The following is a 14,149-nucleotide window of genomic DNA, read 5'->3' on the forward strand; positions in this document are numbered from 1 at the left end:
GATGAACGCAGCGCATATTGAAATCAGCGACCAACCCAATCCCGACGCCGAGCGTATCCTCGGCGGCGGCTTGGCGGCGTTCAATGAAGCCATCACCGGCTATAACGATCGGCGTCTGCTGACGGTTTTGATCAAGGATCCCGAGACCCAGCAAATCCTCGGCGGCATCACTGGCAAGACCACATTGGGCATGGCCTTTCTCGACCTGTTCCACTTGCCCGACTCGCTGCGTGGCACGGGACTGGGCAGCCAGTTATTGCAAACATTCGAAGATGAGGCCCGGCGCCGGGGCTGTCGCAACGCGGTGCTGTACACCCTGAGTTTCCAGGCGCCGGGGTTTTACGAGAAGCATGGCTGGGTACGTTTTGGCGAGCTACCGTGCGAGCCTGAGGGCAGCAGCCGGGTGTTTCTGTCTAAATCGCTGTGACGCCCAGGGCTTTGCCAAACAACCGATTCCCATGGCTCTCCCCTTGGAAGGTGTACACCGGCGAGCCCAGCAGCCCATACCCGCGCCGAGGGTAAAACCCCAGGGCGCGCTTGTTACCGTCCCACACCGTCGCCCATAACAGCGAAGCACCACCCAGCGTCGCGCATTGCTCTGCCGCTTGCAGCAACTGATAGCCGATGCCCAGGCCGGTGAAACGTTCCTGGATGTACAGGCGTTGCAGTTCAGCGACGTCGGGCGCTTCGATCATCGGGTGACAGGCGTTGAGCTTGACCTGGGCAAAGCCGACCAGGTGCTGGTTGGACTCGGCCACCAGCAGCGAGATACCAGGATCGGCGATCAACCGGGCCATGACCTGCGGCGCAAACGCTTCAAGCACTTCAGTGGCAATCGAGCCGCGAATGCCTTGGGTCGCGTAGGTGTCGAGGAACACTTGCATGCCCAGCACGCCCAGGCACAGGGCGTCGTCGGGAGTGGCGTCGCGAAGAAGAATGGCAGACATCGAGCGTCCATACTCTGAGGGGTGAGGAGCGACGTTTTACCATGAATGTTGCCTCTGCGGGTTTGCCGCAGTAGGGTTTATTCCCGCCCAATTTGCAGGAGCCCAGCATGAGCTTTTTTTCCGACCCGGATGCCGTCGCCCGTTACGCCGAAGGCCCCGTGCGCCTGGTGCCGGGCTTTGATGGCCTGCAACGCATGACCACCCTGCTGCTGCGCGAAAGCGTGCCAGCCGCCGGCAATGTGCTGGTGTTGGGCGCCGGCGGCGGCCTGGAATTGAAGCGTTTTGCGGACGCAGAACCGGGCTGGCGGTTTGTGGGGGTGGACCCTTCAGCCGAGATGCTGAAGCTGGCCGAGGCAACCTTGGGCCCGTTGATGGACCGCACCGAGTTGCATGAAGGCTATATCGACACGGCGCCGTTGGGGCCTTTCAACGGCGCCACGTGCTTGCTGACCTTGCATTTCATCCCGGCCGAGCAGCGCCTGCAAACCCTCAAGGCGTTGTGGCAACGCCTGCTGCCGGGCGCGCCGCTGGTAGTGGCCCATCATAGTTTCCCGCAAGCGCCGGAGGATAAAGTCCGGTGGTTGAAGCGCTACGCGGCGTTCGCGGTGGACTCGGGCGTGCCGGCGGTGGATGCCGAGCGCGCGATTGCGGCAATCAGCGAGAAATTGCCGGTGCTGTCACCCGAGACGGATGAAGTCTTGATGAGAGAAGCCGGCTTTGACGGCGTGGAGTTGTTCTACGCCGGCTTCAGCTTCAAAGGCTGGGTGGGCTACAAGCCGCGCTAGCGGCTTCACCAACTGCCGGACGCCCCGCCACCGCCACTGGAGCCACCGCCGCCGGATGAACTGCTGCTGGAACTGGAGCTGCTGGAGCTCGAACTCGAGCCACCGCCCGAAGACCCCGACCCGCCGCTGGTCTTGCCAAAGATGAACAGCGCCGCAAACGAGGCAATCGGGAACGCGAACAGCCAGCCATCACGGCCGAGTTCCAGTAACACCCCCGCCGCCACATACACCCCCACCGCCGCCAGTAGCCGCGCGATAAAACCCACGCGGCTCTGCTTCCAGGCATCCTTCATGATCACCAGCAGCACCAGGTACAGCCCCAGCACCACCAGCGCGCCCAGTGGAAAGACCAGCCAGTGGATGAAGTTGACGTCGGCATAGCGCTGATCAACCACCACCAAGCCCAGGATGTAGGCCAGCAGCCCGATCACGCCGTAAAACACCGAACGCGCCATCCACAATGCGCCGAAGGTCGCGCCGCCGATCAGCATGATCAGTGGCATCACCAGCAGAAACATCGCCCAGTCGCGGCCTTCACCCACGATCACGAGCAGCAACGTGGCAACCACCGCGGCAATCAACGCGCGGCGCCACCGCAGTTTGCCCGCACTGATGAACACGCCGCCAATGGCGCCGATGACAAACGCCAGCGCCATGGCGATGAACTGTGGATTGACCCTTGTGCCTGCGGCTGCTGGCAAATCACCGCCGTCCACCAGCACCACCAGGTCATTCACGCCCTGGGAGACACCGCCGACGAAATCACCCTGGCGGAAGGCCGGGGTGATGTGTTCCTCGATGATGCGGTGCGCGAGCAAATCGGTGAGCGTGCCTTCCAGCCCGTAACCCACCTCGATACGCACCTTGCGGTCCTCCTTGGCCACCACCAGCAGGATGCCGTCGTTGACGTCCTTGCGTCCCAGCTTCCAGGCGCGGAACAGTTGGTTCGCGTAGTCCTCGATGCTCGCGCCGCCGGTAGTCGGCACCAATAGCACGGCCACTTGCGAGCCTTTGCGCTGTTCGAGGTCGGCCAATTGGGTTTTCAGACGGGTGGTGGTCGAGGCATCCAGGGTGTTGGTGAGGTCGATCACCCGCTGGTCGAGGGCGACGCCAATCGGTGAAATGTCGGCCTGGGCGGTGCCCACCAGGCCCAAGACCACCAGCGCCACCAGGTTCAAGACGGACTGCCGCAGAATCGCCATCATGTTTGTTACCTGAAGTTTCTTCCTGAAGGCGGCGACTTTACCTTATCCGCGCTATATCGCGTGACCCCGCGCCGTTGACTATCTAAACTCCCTGCACGCATAGCAAAACGCCATAACGGGAAGCCCATGGACCTACGCCACCGTAACAATGTCAGTGTGATGGGCAACGGCCGCTCGACCCTGGTGTTTTCCCACGGCTTCGGCTGCAACCAGGCTATGTGGAATTATCTCGCACCGCCATTTTTCGAGCGCTTTCGCGTGGTGATGTATGACCTGGTGGGCGCCGGTCTGTCGGACCTCAGTGCGTTCGACAAGGCCAAATACAGTGCTCTGGACGGCTACGCCCGTGATTTGAACGAGATCATCGACGCCTTCGCGGTAGGCCCGGTGATCCTGGTGAGCCATTCGGTGAGCGCCATGATCGGCACCCTCGCCGACCGCCAGGCCCCCGGCCGCATAGCCGCCCACGTCATGATCGGCCCCTCGCCGCGCTATATCGACGCCGACGGCTATGTCGGCGGCTTCAAGCTGGCGGATATCCAGGACCTGCTCGACACCCTCGACAGCAACTACCTCGGCTGGTCCAGCGCCATGGCCCCGGTGATCATGGGCGCGCCTGGGCAACCGGCGTTGAGCGAGGAATTGACGGACAGTTTCTGCCGCACCGAACCTGAGATCGCCAAGCAATTTGCGCGGGTGACGTTCATGTCGGACAACCGCCAGGACGTGATCGGCCTGGCCACTCCGGTGCTGATCCTGCAATCGAGCGACGACCTGATCGCCCCCGTGGCCGTGGGCGAATACCTGCACAGCGTGCTACCCAACAGCACCTATTGCCTGGTGGACAACGTCGGCCATTGCCCGCACATGAGCGCGCCGCAAGCGTGCGCGGCGGCCATGGAAAGCTTCCTGGCGCCGTGGACGGCCGCCCATGCCGTCTGAGTTGTTCGACAGCGCCGCCTGCGCCCTCGCCGTCACGGCGCAGGACGGCACGATCCTGCAAGCCAATACGCGCTTCAGCGAGTGGCTGGGATTCAGCACCACGGAACTGTGCGGCAAGCGTTTCCAGGATTTGCTGACCATGGGCGGACGGATCTTCCACCAGACCCATCTGGCGCCGATGCTGCGCCTGCGCGGTAGCGTCACCGAAGTGAAACTCGACATGCTGCACCGTGACGGCCACAAGCTGACCGTGCTGCTCAACGGCATCAAGCGCGAGCAGGACCACGGTACGGTGTACGACCTGGCGCTGTTCGGCACCACCGACCGCGACAAGTACGAGCGCGAGTTGCTCAATGCACGCAACTTTGCCGAAGCACTGTTGCAGGAAAAGACCGCCACCGAACTCGCGCTCAAACTGGCCCAAGCCGAATTGAGCGAGGCCTATGCCATCGCTCAGCGCCGGGCGCTGTTTGCCGAGCAGATGGTGGCGATTGTCAGCCATGACTTGAAAAACCCGCTCACGGCCATTCGCATGGCCTCGGATTTTCTTAACCGTGGCGAACGCACCGCCAAGGAGTGCCAACTGCTCGGGCATATTGGCCAGTCGTCCGAGCGGGCCCAGCGCATGATCGCCGACCTGCTGGACTTCACCCAGGCGCGCGTTGGCCAGGGCATTACCATCAAGGCGGCGCCGTTGGACCTGCATGAGGTGATTCATCGGGCCGTAGATGAACTGCGCGTGGCGTTTCCCACCGCAACGTTGGCGCATCTCGCCGAGGGCAGTGGCGAGGCTTGCCTGGACGCCGACCGCGTGCAGCAGATCATTGGCAACCTGGTGGCCAACAGCGTGGCGTATGGCGACCTGCAACGGCCGATCACCGTCACGTCACGATTGGGGCAGGATAGCTGCGAGGTCTCAGTACACAACCACGGCAAGGTCATCCCCGAAGCCTTGCTCGCCGAACTGTTCGAACCCATGACCCGTGGCACCGACCAAGGCAGTGATGTGCGCAGCGTGGGCCTCGGCCTGTATATCGTGCGCGAGTTGGCCAGGGTGCATGGCGGCGATGTGGCGGTGAGTTCCTGTGTCACGGGCGGCACCACGTTTACCGTCAACTTTCAGCCCTGGTAGGCGCTGCCCTGCATCACCGGCTCGACGCTGCCCGTCAGTACCACCCCGCCCTCGCCTGCCCACTGCACGGTGACCGTGCCGCCGTCGCAGAGCACTTCGACAGTATCGTCCAGCAGCCCACGACGAATGCCATTGACCACCGCGCCACAGCAGCACGAACCGGAGCCCAACGGCACGCCACCGCCGCGCTCCCAGATGCGCAGGCGGATGTGCCCACGGTCAAGCACCTGCACGAAATGCACATTGGTCTTGGCCAGGAACAACGGGTGAATTTCCAGCGCCGGGCCCAAAGCCGCCACGTCGACAGCCGCAATGTCGTCTACAAAAAAGGTGCAATGCGGGTTGCCCATGCTGCACGCCGCCGGGTTGCCATCGATGGGCAAGCTGCGGGTGTCCATGGACTCGGCCAGCGGCACGGCTGACCAGTCCAGCGACGGCTCGCCCATGTTCACCGACACCTGCCGCCCCGCTGCCCGCACGCAGGTCAGCAAGCCCCGATCGGTACGCAGCACCACCGAGTTTGTGCCGGCTTCATGCATCAAGCGATCAGCCACGCCACGGGTGGCGCTGCCGCAGGTGGCCAGCGGCGTGCCGTTGGGGTTCCAGAACTTGACGCGCGCCGCGGCGTCATCACAATCGAGCAGCACAGCCAGTTGGTTGAAGCCGATGCCGGTGTGGCGGTTGCCAAGTTGGCGGGCGATTTTCGCGGTGATCGGATCGTCCAGGCCACGGCGGTCGATGATGATGAAGTCATCGCCATGGGCGTGCATTTTCACAAACGGCAGGGGCATGGGCTGTCCTGTGGTCGACCGGTGAGGAACTGAAGGATACCCTGAAGCGGCCCAACCTTATCGAGAGCCACCCATGCTAATTGTCTTAAGCGGACTGCCCGGTACCGGCAAGACCACCCTGGCCCAGGCACTGGCACGCCAGATCGGCGCGGTGTATCTACGCATTGATGTGATTGAGCAGGCGATCCGTGATGGGGGCGTGCTGGCGGGCGATGTGGGCGCCAGCGGTTATGGGGTGGCGAATGCCTTGGCGTTGAGCAACCTGCAATTGGGGCAGAGGGTGGTGGCTGACTGCGTGAACCCGGTCAGGGAAAGCCGGGAGGCATGGAAGACAACGGCGGCAATGGCCGGTGTGGCGTTGCTGGATATTCGGGTGATTTGTTCTGACAGGCAGGAACATCAACGGCGGGTGGAGACCCGAACGGGGGATATTCCCGGCCTGGTTCCACCCAGTTGGGAGTCGGTGTTGGCGCATGAGTACGAAGACTGGGATGAAGTACCGCTGACGGTCGACACGGCCTTCACGACGCCAGAGCAAGCAATGGCGGTGATTTTGAGGGACATGGCGAACTAAGTCTCTCTGTAGTGAGCGGGCTTGCCCCGCGCTGGGTGGCGAAGCCGCCCTAAAACCAAACGCCGCATTCTGCCTGACAGAATGCGGCGTTTTTATTGGGGCTGCTTCGCCACCCAGCGCGGGGCAAGCCCGCTCACCACAGGAAGCCCGCTCACCACAGCAAGCCCCTCACCACAGGAAGCCCGCCCACCACAGCAAGCCCGCTCACTACAGAAGCACGCTTCAGAGCACACTCCCCATCGCCTTCATCAACACCAGGTCCCGCCCATAGATATCCGGCGCATACACCAACCCGCCCTCGCGATTGACCTCCACCGTCCAGTAACTCAACAGCACCGGAACCGGCGTGGCCAGCCTGAATTCATGGGTCACGCCGGTGGCCAGTAGCTCATCGGTGCGAGTACGTTCGGCCGGGCTCACCAGCAAATCCCGCAGCAACAACGGTTGCTCGACCCGCACACACCCCGAGCTGAACGCCCGCGGCCCTTTGGTGAACAGCGGCTGGCTCGGCGTGTCGTGCAGGTACACCGAGTAGGGGTTGGGAAAGCGCATCACGATTTTGCCCAGCGGGTTGCGCGGCCCGGCTTCCTGGCGCAGCAGGATGTTGCCAGGGCGAGCCCAGTCGATTTGCTCGGGCGCCAGCGGGTGACCTTCGGCGTCGAGTACTTGCAGGTTCTGCTGGCGCAGGTACTCGGGGTTAAGGCGGATGGCCGGGAGCTTGTCCTCGCGCATGATGGTAGGCGGGATGGTCCAGGTGGGGTTGAGGGTCAGCCGGGTGATGCGGGATTTGAGCAACGGCGTCTGGCGTTCGGCGCGGCCGACTTGCAGGCGTGTTTGCCACACGGGGATGCCGCTCTGGTAAACGCTCAGTTGCGCGGCGGCGACGTTCACCAGCACGCCTTCGGGCTCCAGGTCCTGGGCCAGCCAGCGGAAGCGTTCGAGGTTGATACGCAGTTGTTCGCGGCGCACCAACGGGCTGATGTTCAATTCGGCCACGGTGCCGGCGCCGATCACGCCATCGGCCTGCAACGAGTGGCTGAGCTGGAAGGCCTTGACCGCCTTGACCAGTTCATCGCGGTACTGCTTGCCGCTGGGCGCGTTGGCGAGGTAGCCACCACTGATCAGGCGCCGCGCCAGCTCCGGCACGCGGGGGTCTTCCATGCCGGGGCGCAGCAGCGGGCCGCTGGCGACCGGATCCCAATGCGGCAACGGCTGCTGGCGCACGGTGGAATAGACGTTGCGCAAGCTGCGATACAAATCGGCACTGGGCCGCGCCTGGTCGAATGCCTGGGGCATGTCTTGCAGGCCTGTGGCGGCAAACGCCAGCACCTCGACATTGGGGTCGCGCGTAGGCGGTTGCGAATGCCACAAGGGCTCGAAACGTGACTGTTGCAGTCGGCCGTAATGCAGATCCTGCAAGGCTTGCAGGTAACGCTGGCTGGTGGCTATATCGCTGCACAGCACGTTGGCCGTGGCATCCGCCAAAGGCAGGCTATAGTGGGTGGGGTCCAGGCCGTCATCGGCGAGCATCAGCAACTGAGATTGCAGGGCTTGTCGGCGTTCATCGGCGGACCACAGCGGCACATTACCTTGCTGTTGGTAGAAGGCTTGCAGGCGCAGTTGCGCAGCGGGGTCGAGCTGCGGCGCCAGGCCGGGGCAGACACTCGGCAGTTGCGCCAACGCCTGTTGCACAGGCGCCAGATCGACCGGCGCCGGCGTGGTCACCGGCAACGGCTCGACCGGCAGGGCGTCGGCTGTCGCGACCAATGGTGCAACGAGCAGGCAAATGCTCAAGTAACATGCGTGTTTTTTGAACAATTGACCAGGCTCCAATCCACACCGGGGGACACTTTGTAGATGCTGACTTTCATGCGCCGCCTCGGTTTGATGACCGTGGCGTTGGCTACCTTGAGCAATTTTGCGCTCGCCGCCAATCAGACCTCTCCTAACTTGTATAGCAGCCTGGCGCGCTCGGCTCCAGAACTCAATCCCACCGTACTCAAAAGCGCCCTGAACGCGGTGCAGTGCGCGGTCAATAACGGCGAGGAACGTTCCGAGCGCCTAGCGGTTATTGACTACTCCCAGCCTTCGACCGCCCGTCGGCTGTGGATCTTCGATCTGCGCAAAAAGACCCTGGTACTACGCGATCTGGTCGCCCACGGCGCCAAATCCGGGGAGAACTTCGCCACCCAGTTCTCCAACCTGGAAGGCAGCCACCAGTCCAGCCTGGGCTTGTTCCGCACCCAGGAAAGCTACTTGGGCACCCACGGCTACTCACTGCGCATGGACGGCCTGGAGCCAGGTTTCAATGACCAGGCCCGCGACCGCGCCATCGTGATTCACGCCGCCGACTACGTGAGCCCCTTGTGGAGCAAGCGCGAAGGCCGTATCGGCCGCAGCCAGGGTTGCCCGGCCGTGCGCCCGCAGGTGGCACGCCAAGTGGTGGACAAGCTCAAGGATGGGCAGTTCATGTTTTCCTGGTACCCGGACCAGCGCTGGCTGAAGTCCTCGACCTACCTCAATTGCAAACCCCAACAGGTGGCGAGTAGTCGTACAATCCGTGGCGGATAGCCTGTCCCCATAGATAAGAGAACCTCGCATGCTTCTACAAAAGTCCACCTGGATCGAGATCGGGCAGTTTCTGGAACGCAGCCGCACAGTGGTGATTCCCATCGGTTCCAACGAACAGCACGGCCCTACCGGCCTGCTGGGCACCGACTGGATGTGCCCGGAAATCATCGCCCATGAAGCGCAGAAGAACGCCGACCTGCTGATCGGCCCCACCTTCAACATCGGCATGGCCCAGCATCACCTAGGCTTTCCCGGCACCATTTCCCTGCGCCCTTCCACCTTTATCGCCGCGATTGGCGATTGGGTGCGTTCGCTGGCCGGGCATGGTTTCGAGAAAATCCTGTTTCTGAACGGCCATGGCGGCAATATCGCCACCATCGAAGCGGCGTTTTCCGAGCTGTACGCCGAAGCCAGCTTCGCCCGCCGCCCGGCCGGGTTTGCCTTGAAACTGGTGAACTGGTGGGACCTGGAAGGCGTGAACGACCTGGCGCAACGCCAATTCCCGGTGGGCCATGGCAGCCATGCCACGCCGTCGGAGATTGCGGTGACGCAGTGGGCCTATCCGGACTCGGTCAAGACGGCCGATTATTCGCCGCAGATCGCCAACACCGGGCCGATCCGTGAAGCGCTGGACTTCCGCGCGCGCTTCCCGGATGGGCGCATGGGCTCGGATCCGGCGCTGGCGACGGTAGAAAAAGGTGGGGCGTTGGTGGCGTTGGCGGCGCAAGGGCTGGTCAAGACGGTGAATGCCTTCAGCAACGAAGCCAAGCCCTAGGCCATACGCAAAATTATTGGCATTCCTTGGCGGCAAGCTCAAGCCGCGACGGCGTAATCGTCGACGCCAGCGGCTTGCGCTCATACAGGAACACTTTGCCGCCGTCCTGGGACTTGTAGGCTTCCAGCACATCATCGGCGGCAATCTTGCTGGTCAACACCACCTTGGCATGGCGTGAGTTCTGCGTCACGGTGGAGGTGATCCCGTGTTTCTCCAGCTTCGGCAGCACGCACTGCACATAGGCTTCAGGCGTTTTGCTGGTCTGCAAGGTCAGGGTGGGAGCGTTGGGGGCGGACACACAACCGGCCAGCAACAGGGAAGCAAAGGCCAAGGCCGGGGCGAAAAAAGCGCGCATGAAAAATTCCTGATTATAAAAATAAAGGTTCACATCAACCGGCACGGACCAGCGCTTTGAGCGACGCATCGAACTGCTTCAGGGCATCCAGTTGCACATCGCGCTGCTGCTCGATCTGCGCGGCAATTTCCGGCGCTGCCTTGTCATGTACCCACACCGACGGCACCTGCTTGTGTACCGAGCCTTCGGCCTTGGCGATGTATTGCAGGTTCGCATCATAGAACCGCGCAATAAAACGCGCCTCGACCTGGTCGTTGCGCTGGGTCAGCAGTTGGTTATGGGTATCGAGCATCACCACCACATCGGGGTGAGCATGCACCAAGGCATCCAGGTTGTCGTAGACCGTCACCGACAAAAACGTGCCTTGCAGCGAGTTCATCAACCAATCGATGGCCAGTTCCGGGTCGGAACTGTTGACGAACGCCTGGCGGATACGCCCGTCGAGGGCATCCTTGGCGCCATTCAAGGCCATGTCGTGGTAGCGTTCAAGGTAGCTGAGGTTGTCGCGGGTGTTGTCACTCAGCAATACACCCACCGACTGCGCGTGCTGCAGGGAGTCTACGCTACCGTTGATCGGTAGCAAATGGCTCATGGGCAGATCATCGGCAATTGCCGCGTTGTTGATGGCAACCGTGCCCAGCATCAAAGCCATCAACGCCAGCTGAATAAACGTCCTCATCGCGCATTTCCTTGAACAGCGTCTCGATGGCGTGATTTTCCGCTTTTCCCGCAAAAACAGAACTTGCGATCCTTGATGGTGACTATTATCTGAACCGATAGTGCTGACATAAAACTTATAAGGACCACGCCATGAAGCCCCACCAGAAAACCTTCGACCGCATCCGCGAAGCCGTACTACCGGAGTTTCGCGAGCGGGTCGCCGATTACCTGGTCGACTATGAACACGTGCTGCAGGACGAGGCAGCCGACGCCGATCAAATCAGCGCCAGCGCCCAGCAACTGCGGGGTTACCTGCGGGGTTTGAACACCACACGGGTGCTCGGCATGGCGGACTGGGAAGACCTCGACCGCCGCGTGGAGGAGGATTGGCTACGCGTGGTGGAAGCCGAATAACTGGCGTGGCGTGTCGATCAACAAAGCCTGCGCGACTGCTGCCGACCAGCCCAGGGCTTGGCGTTGCTCAATCACTGCGCCATAGCCGATACACGCTTCATGCTGGGTATGCGGCCAGTCACTGCCCCACACCAACCGATGTAGGCCAAAGCTCTGTTGCAATAACGGCATGGCTTGGTGGGCAAACTCAAGGTTCTGCGCCGCGCTGCCGGCCAGGCGATAGATACCCGAGACTTTCAGCCACAGCTGGCCGCCGAGCCCGAGCGCCAGCAACTCGGTAAAGCCGCGCTGCTCGACGCCCAATCGTGCGTCGGGTCGCCCGAAATGATCAATCACCAACTTCACCCCGAACGGCAGCAGTTGCCGCACTAACTGCGGCAGGTCGTCCAGCTCGCGGTGCAATTCCACATGCCAGCCCAGCTCGACGATGTGCTCGAAGAACGCCTTCCAACCCGACTCGGCAAAGTCCGGCAGCGCCCGGCCCACCAGGTTCAGCCGCACGCCCACGACACCTGAGAGGGCCATGGCATCCAGGGCGTCGCGAGGGATATCGCGTTCAACCACCGCCACGCCGCGCAACCGATCAGGTGCCTGCTGCAAGGCGGACAGCAGGTAGCGATTGTCAGTGCCCAGGAAGCTGGGCTGCACCAGCACGCCATGGCTCAAGCCGTTGGTGTGCAAGTGCCCGAGGTAATCCGCCAGCGTGGCGTCGTAGCCAGGGGTGTAGCGACGTTCGCCGGCCAGGGTCAGCGTGCGGCTGAACACATGGGCGTGGGCGTCGATGCCGGTGATGGAGCAGTTATCGAGCATGGGGTTCGTCTTTCAAGAGTAAAAAGGGTCAAGCCTGGGCGCGCTGGCCGGTCACCACGTTGTCGGCGGGCGCTGCTTCCAGCACGCGGCCACGGGTTTCCGGCAGGCACAATGCGGCGATCACCGCGACGCCGTAGGCAATCCCGGCATCGATGCCGATGGCCGAGCCGAGGGACATGGAGTCGCTCATATGCCCCACCAGGAACGGAAACACTGCGGACAAGACGCGCCCGAAGTTGTAGCAAAAGCCCACGCCGGCACCGCGCACATCCGCCGGGTACAGTTCGTTGAACAACGCCCCGAGGCTGGCCGGAATGCCGGCCGCGAAAAAGCCCAGCGGAAAGCCAAGGAACAGCATCTGCGTGTTGGTCAACGGCAGGAACACATAAGCCTGCACGGTGATCACGCAGCACAGCGCGAACAGCACGATATTCTTGCGTCGGCCGATGCGATCAATCAGCAGACCACTGGCGATGCAGCCGCACCAGAAGGCAAAGATGATCACCGCCAGGTAGCCGCCGGAGTTGAGTACCGACAGGTTGCGCTCGGTCTTGAGGAAGGTCGGCAGCCAGGTCATCACCGCGTGGTAACCGCCGTGGGCCCCCAGGCCCAACAGACCGCCGAACAGCGTGACGCGAATCAGCTCCGGACGAAAGATGCCCGCCAGCGACTTGAAGAAGCTCTGTGGAATCGCCTGTTCTTTTTGCAGGCGCTGGAAGCTGTCGGGCTCTTCAACATTGCGGCGCACCCAGATAATCAGGAACGACGGCAGCAGGCCCACTACAAACATCACGCGCCAGGCCATGTCCTGCGGCACAAACGAATAGATCAGCGCGAACACCCCGACCGCGACGCCCCAGCCCACGGCCCAGGCGCTCTGCACGGTGCCCATCACCTTGCCGCGATACTTCGGGTTGATGGTCTCGGCCATCAACACCGCGCCCGCCGCCCACTCACCGCCAATGCCAAAGCCTTGCAGCGCCTTGACGATCAACAACTGGTGGAAGCCCGTGACAAACGCCGACAAAAAGGTGAAGAACGAGAACCACAGAATCATCCACTGCAAGGTACGCACCCGGCCGTAGCGGTCGGACAAGGTGCCGCCGACCCAACCGCCGATGGCCGAGGTCACCAGCGTGACGGCGCTGATCAACCCTGCATCGCCCTTGGTCAAGGCGAAGGCGGCGATCAGTGCCGGGATCGCCAGGCCGAACATCTGTACTTCCAGTGCGTCGAGGGACCATCCGCCGAAACAGGCCCAGAACGTTTTGCGCTCCCGAGGAGTGACTTGGCGATACCAACTGAACATGATTTTTATCCTTATAGGTCAAACGGGAGGCAGCCGGGCGCGAACCGTGCCGCAGCCGGGCCAGTGTTGGGCAAACAATTAACGGTGCGGGTGTCGGGTCAGCGAATGTCCACGCGGTAGCGGAAGTGCTCGGCGTGGCCACGGGAGCGTCGCCACTCCAGGGGCTGGCCGGCGTAATCGCGGGCCAGGCGCTCGATCACCACCACCGGGCTGTTGACCGGCACCTGCAGCAAGCGCGCGTACACCTCGTTGACCGATTCGGCGGTCAGGGTCTCCTCGGCCGAGGCCACCACTTGCCCGCAGACGTCTTCATACACCGGATACAGCAACGGGCCTTGCTGGGACAGATCGATATCCAGCAACGCCTGGAAGCGCGTGCGCGGCAGCCAGATCTCTTCGGCCAGCAGCGGCTGCACATCAAACAAACGGGTACGCAGGATGCGGATTACCTGGGCTTCGGGCGCCAGGCCCAACGCCTCACTGACCGCCGACGGCGCGGCCAGGGATTCAACCGTGAGGATGCGGCTCTCCGGCACCTGGCGCTCGCCCGCAGGACCTTGAAACCGGAAGAAGCGAAACAGGGAGGACTGGAATTGCGGGCGGCGCACAAAGGTGCCCCGGCCCTGCTGGCGCTCAAGAATGCCTTCGCTCACCAACGCATCAACGGCCTTGCGCACCGTGCCGGTGGACAGCTCGTACTCGGCGGACAGCACCGCTTCGGTGGGAATGGCTTCACCGGGGCGCCAGCGATTGTTGGCGATCTGCTCGACCAGATGGTCGCGCAGGCGTTGGTAAAGCGGCAGACGGGCATCACTGGACAAGGTATTCATGGGGCCACATTCACTTTGTTATTTAGTCATATATATGAATATGGCGAGA

At 62.5% G+C, this 14,149-nt stretch carries 17 protein-coding genes; 8 read left to right on the top strand and 9 right to left on the bottom strand.

The window, feature by feature from the left end; all coding sequences use genetic code 11:
• Window position 1 precedes the first annotated feature (1 nt).
• Window positions 2-427 carry a GNAT family N-acetyltransferase gene (locus OZ428_RS19505; RefSeq protein ID WP_033896680.1) on the top strand — a complete coding sequence of 142 codons (426 nt, stop codon included), beginning with the start codon at window positions 2-4 and terminating at the stop codon, window positions 425-427.
• On the opposite strand, the gene OZ428_RS19510 is transcribed toward OZ428_RS19505, so the two are convergent.
• The gene (locus OZ428_RS19510; protein WP_269130968.1) at window positions 414-947 is read right to left on the bottom strand and encodes a GNAT family N-acetyltransferase; all 534 of its coding nucleotides are present in this window, start codon (window positions 945-947) and stop codon (window positions 414-416) included. The genes OZ428_RS19505 and OZ428_RS19510 overlap by 14 nt on opposite strands.
• Before the next feature lie 107 nt (window positions 948-1,054).
• Here OZ428_RS19510 and OZ428_RS19515 point away from each other — a divergent pair, with 107 nt between their 5' ends.
• Complete coding sequence (locus OZ428_RS19515) at window positions 1,055-1,732, top strand: class I SAM-dependent methyltransferase (protein WP_269130969.1); 678 nt, start codon at window positions 1,055-1,057, stop codon at window positions 1,730-1,732.
• 5 nt (window positions 1,733-1,737) lie between these two features.
• Here OZ428_RS19515 and OZ428_RS19520 read toward each other — a convergent pair whose 3' ends face one another.
• Complete coding sequence (locus tag OZ428_RS19520; protein WP_269130970.1) at window positions 1,738-2,937, bottom strand: TPM domain-containing protein; 1,200 nt, start codon at window positions 2,935-2,937, stop codon at window positions 1,738-1,740.
• A 126-nt stretch (window positions 2,938-3,063) separates the two neighbouring features.
• On the opposite strand from OZ428_RS19520, the gene OZ428_RS19525 reads away from it, so the two are divergent.
• Together OZ428_RS19525 and OZ428_RS19530 are read left to right on the top strand one after the other, a co-directional pair.
• Entirely contained in the window at window positions 3,064-3,879 is an 816-nt protein-coding gene (locus OZ428_RS19525) for an alpha/beta fold hydrolase (RefSeq protein WP_269130971.1), read from the top strand.
• Window positions 3,869-5,011, top strand: coding sequence for a PAS domain-containing sensor histidine kinase (locus OZ428_RS19530; protein WP_269130972.1), 1,143 nt, complete (start codon window positions 3,869-3,871; stop codon window positions 5,009-5,011). The genes OZ428_RS19525 and OZ428_RS19530 overlap by 11 nt, the downstream gene beginning before the upstream one ends.
• On the opposite strand, the gene dapF is transcribed toward OZ428_RS19530, so the two are convergent.
• Window positions 4,999-5,802, bottom strand: a complete 804-nt coding sequence (dapF, locus tag OZ428_RS19535) for a diaminopimelate epimerase (protein ID WP_269130973.1) — start codon at window positions 5,800-5,802, stop codon at window positions 4,999-5,001. The genes OZ428_RS19530 and dapF overlap by 13 nt on opposite strands.
• 73 nt (window positions 5,803-5,875) lie before the next feature.
• Between dapF and OZ428_RS19540 the strand changes: the two genes are divergently transcribed.
• Window positions 5,876-6,376: an AAA family ATPase gene (locus OZ428_RS19540; protein ID WP_269130974.1), complete on the top strand. Its 501-nt coding sequence runs from the start codon at window positions 5,876-5,878 to the stop codon at window positions 6,374-6,376.
• A 222-nt stretch (window positions 6,377-6,598) separates the two neighbouring features.
• Here OZ428_RS19540 and OZ428_RS19545 read toward each other — a convergent pair whose 3' ends face one another.
• A complete protein-coding gene (locus OZ428_RS19545; RefSeq protein WP_269130975.1) occupies window positions 6,599-8,194 on the bottom strand; it encodes a L,D-transpeptidase family protein in 1,596 nt (531 codons plus the stop codon).
• Between the two features lie 39 nt (window positions 8,195-8,233).
• Here OZ428_RS19545 and OZ428_RS19550 point away from each other — a divergent pair, with 39 nt between their 5' ends.
• Both OZ428_RS19550 and OZ428_RS19555 read left to right on the top strand, forming a co-directional pair.
• Window positions 8,234-8,947: a murein L,D-transpeptidase catalytic domain family protein gene (locus OZ428_RS19550; protein ID WP_016977141.1), complete on the top strand. Its 714-nt coding sequence runs from the start codon at window positions 8,234-8,236 to the stop codon at window positions 8,945-8,947.
• A gap of 28 nt (window positions 8,948-8,975) precedes the next feature.
• Window positions 8,976-9,722, top strand: a complete 747-nt coding sequence (locus OZ428_RS19555; RefSeq protein WP_269130976.1) for a creatininase family protein — start codon at window positions 8,976-8,978, stop codon at window positions 9,720-9,722.
• Between the two features lie 13 nt (window positions 9,723-9,735).
• Here OZ428_RS19555 and OZ428_RS19560 read toward each other — a convergent pair whose 3' ends face one another.
• Window positions 9,736-10,077, bottom strand: a complete 342-nt coding sequence (locus OZ428_RS19560) for a hypothetical protein (RefSeq protein WP_269130977.1) — start codon at window positions 10,075-10,077, stop codon at window positions 9,736-9,738.
• Window positions 10,078-10,111: 34 nt separating this feature from the next.
• The gene (locus tag OZ428_RS19565) at window positions 10,112-10,756 is read right to left on the bottom strand and encodes an ATPase (RefSeq protein WP_269130978.1); all 645 of its coding nucleotides are present in this window, start codon (window positions 10,754-10,756) and stop codon (window positions 10,112-10,114) included.
• Between the two features lie 131 nt (window positions 10,757-10,887).
• Between OZ428_RS19565 and OZ428_RS19570 the strand changes: the two genes are divergently transcribed.
• A complete protein-coding gene (locus tag OZ428_RS19570) occupies window positions 10,888-11,151 on the top strand; it encodes a hypothetical protein (RefSeq protein ID WP_061448853.1) in 264 nt (87 codons plus the stop codon).
• Here OZ428_RS19570 and OZ428_RS19575 read toward each other — a convergent pair.
• The 3 genes from OZ428_RS19575 to OZ428_RS19585 all read right to left on the bottom strand — a co-directional run bounded on the left by OZ428_RS19575 (window position 11,128) and on the right by OZ428_RS19585 (window position 14,100).
• Window positions 11,128-11,961, bottom strand: coding sequence for an amidohydrolase family protein (locus OZ428_RS19575; protein ID WP_269130979.1), 834 nt, complete (start codon window positions 11,959-11,961; stop codon window positions 11,128-11,130). The two genes, OZ428_RS19570 and OZ428_RS19575, sit on opposite strands and share 24 nt — an antisense overlap.
• A 28-nt stretch (window positions 11,962-11,989) precedes the next feature.
• Window positions 11,990-13,270, bottom strand: coding sequence for an MFS transporter (locus OZ428_RS19580; protein WP_269130980.1), 1,281 nt, complete (start codon window positions 13,268-13,270; stop codon window positions 11,990-11,992).
• Window positions 13,271-13,368: 98 nt separating this feature from the next.
• Complete coding sequence (locus OZ428_RS19585; protein WP_016977148.1) at window positions 13,369-14,100, bottom strand: GntR family transcriptional regulator; 732 nt, start codon at window positions 14,098-14,100, stop codon at window positions 13,369-13,371.
• Between the last annotated feature and the right edge of the window lie 49 nt (window positions 14,101-14,149).

The sequence above is a fragment of the Pseudomonas sp. GXZC genome (assembly GCF_026967615.1).
GTDB lineage: Bacteria > Pseudomonadota > Gammaproteobacteria > Pseudomonadales > Pseudomonadaceae > Aquipseudomonas > Aquipseudomonas azotoformans_A.

What these genes read in the sequence shown, in the direction of transcription:
- OZ428_RS19505 (WP_033896680.1), top strand. Translation starts at nt 2, where the DNA reads ATGAACGCAGCGCATATTGAAATCAGCGACCAACCCAATCCCGACGCC.
- OZ428_RS19510 (WP_269130968.1), bottom strand. Translation starts at nt 947, where the DNA reads ATGTCTGCCATTCTTCTTCGCGACGCCACTCCCGACGACGCCCTGTGC.
- OZ428_RS19515 (WP_269130969.1), top strand. Translation starts at nt 1,055, where the DNA reads ATGAGCTTTTTTTCCGACCCGGATGCCGTCGCCCGTTACGCCGAAGGC.
- OZ428_RS19520 (WP_269130970.1), bottom strand. Translation starts at nt 2,937, where the DNA reads ATGATGGCGATTCTGCGGCAGTCCGTCTTGAACCTGGTGGCGCTGGTG.
- OZ428_RS19525 (WP_269130971.1), top strand. Translation starts at nt 3,064, where the DNA reads ATGGACCTACGCCACCGTAACAATGTCAGTGTGATGGGCAACGGCCGC.
- OZ428_RS19530 (WP_269130972.1), top strand. Translation starts at nt 3,869, where the DNA reads ATGCCGTCTGAGTTGTTCGACAGCGCCGCCTGCGCCCTCGCCGTCACG.
- dapF (WP_269130973.1), bottom strand. Translation starts at nt 5,802, where the DNA reads ATGCCCCTGCCGTTTGTGAAAATGCACGCCCATGGCGATGACTTCATC.
- OZ428_RS19540 (WP_269130974.1), top strand. Translation starts at nt 5,876, where the DNA reads ATGCTAATTGTCTTAAGCGGACTGCCCGGTACCGGCAAGACCACCCTG.
- OZ428_RS19550 (WP_016977141.1), top strand. Translation starts at nt 8,234, where the DNA reads ATGCTGACTTTCATGCGCCGCCTCGGTTTGATGACCGTGGCGTTGGCT.
- OZ428_RS19555 (WP_269130976.1), top strand. Translation starts at nt 8,976, where the DNA reads ATGCTTCTACAAAAGTCCACCTGGATCGAGATCGGGCAGTTTCTGGAA.
- OZ428_RS19560 (WP_269130977.1), bottom strand. Translation starts at nt 10,077, where the DNA reads ATGCGCGCTTTTTTCGCCCCGGCCTTGGCCTTTGCTTCCCTGTTGCTG.
- OZ428_RS19565 (WP_269130978.1), bottom strand. Translation starts at nt 10,756, where the DNA reads ATGAGGACGTTTATTCAGCTGGCGTTGATGGCTTTGATGCTGGGCACG.
- OZ428_RS19570 (WP_061448853.1), top strand. Translation starts at nt 10,888, where the DNA reads ATGAAGCCCCACCAGAAAACCTTCGACCGCATCCGCGAAGCCGTACTA.
- OZ428_RS19575 (WP_269130979.1), bottom strand. Translation starts at nt 11,961, where the DNA reads ATGCTCGATAACTGCTCCATCACCGGCATCGACGCCCACGCCCATGTG.
- OZ428_RS19580 (WP_269130980.1), bottom strand. Translation starts at nt 13,270, where the DNA reads ATGTTCAGTTGGTATCGCCAAGTCACTCCTCGGGAGCGCAAAACGTTC.
- OZ428_RS19585 (WP_016977148.1), bottom strand. Translation starts at nt 14,100, where the DNA reads ATGAATACCTTGTCCAGTGATGCCCGTCTGCCGCTTTACCAACGCCTG.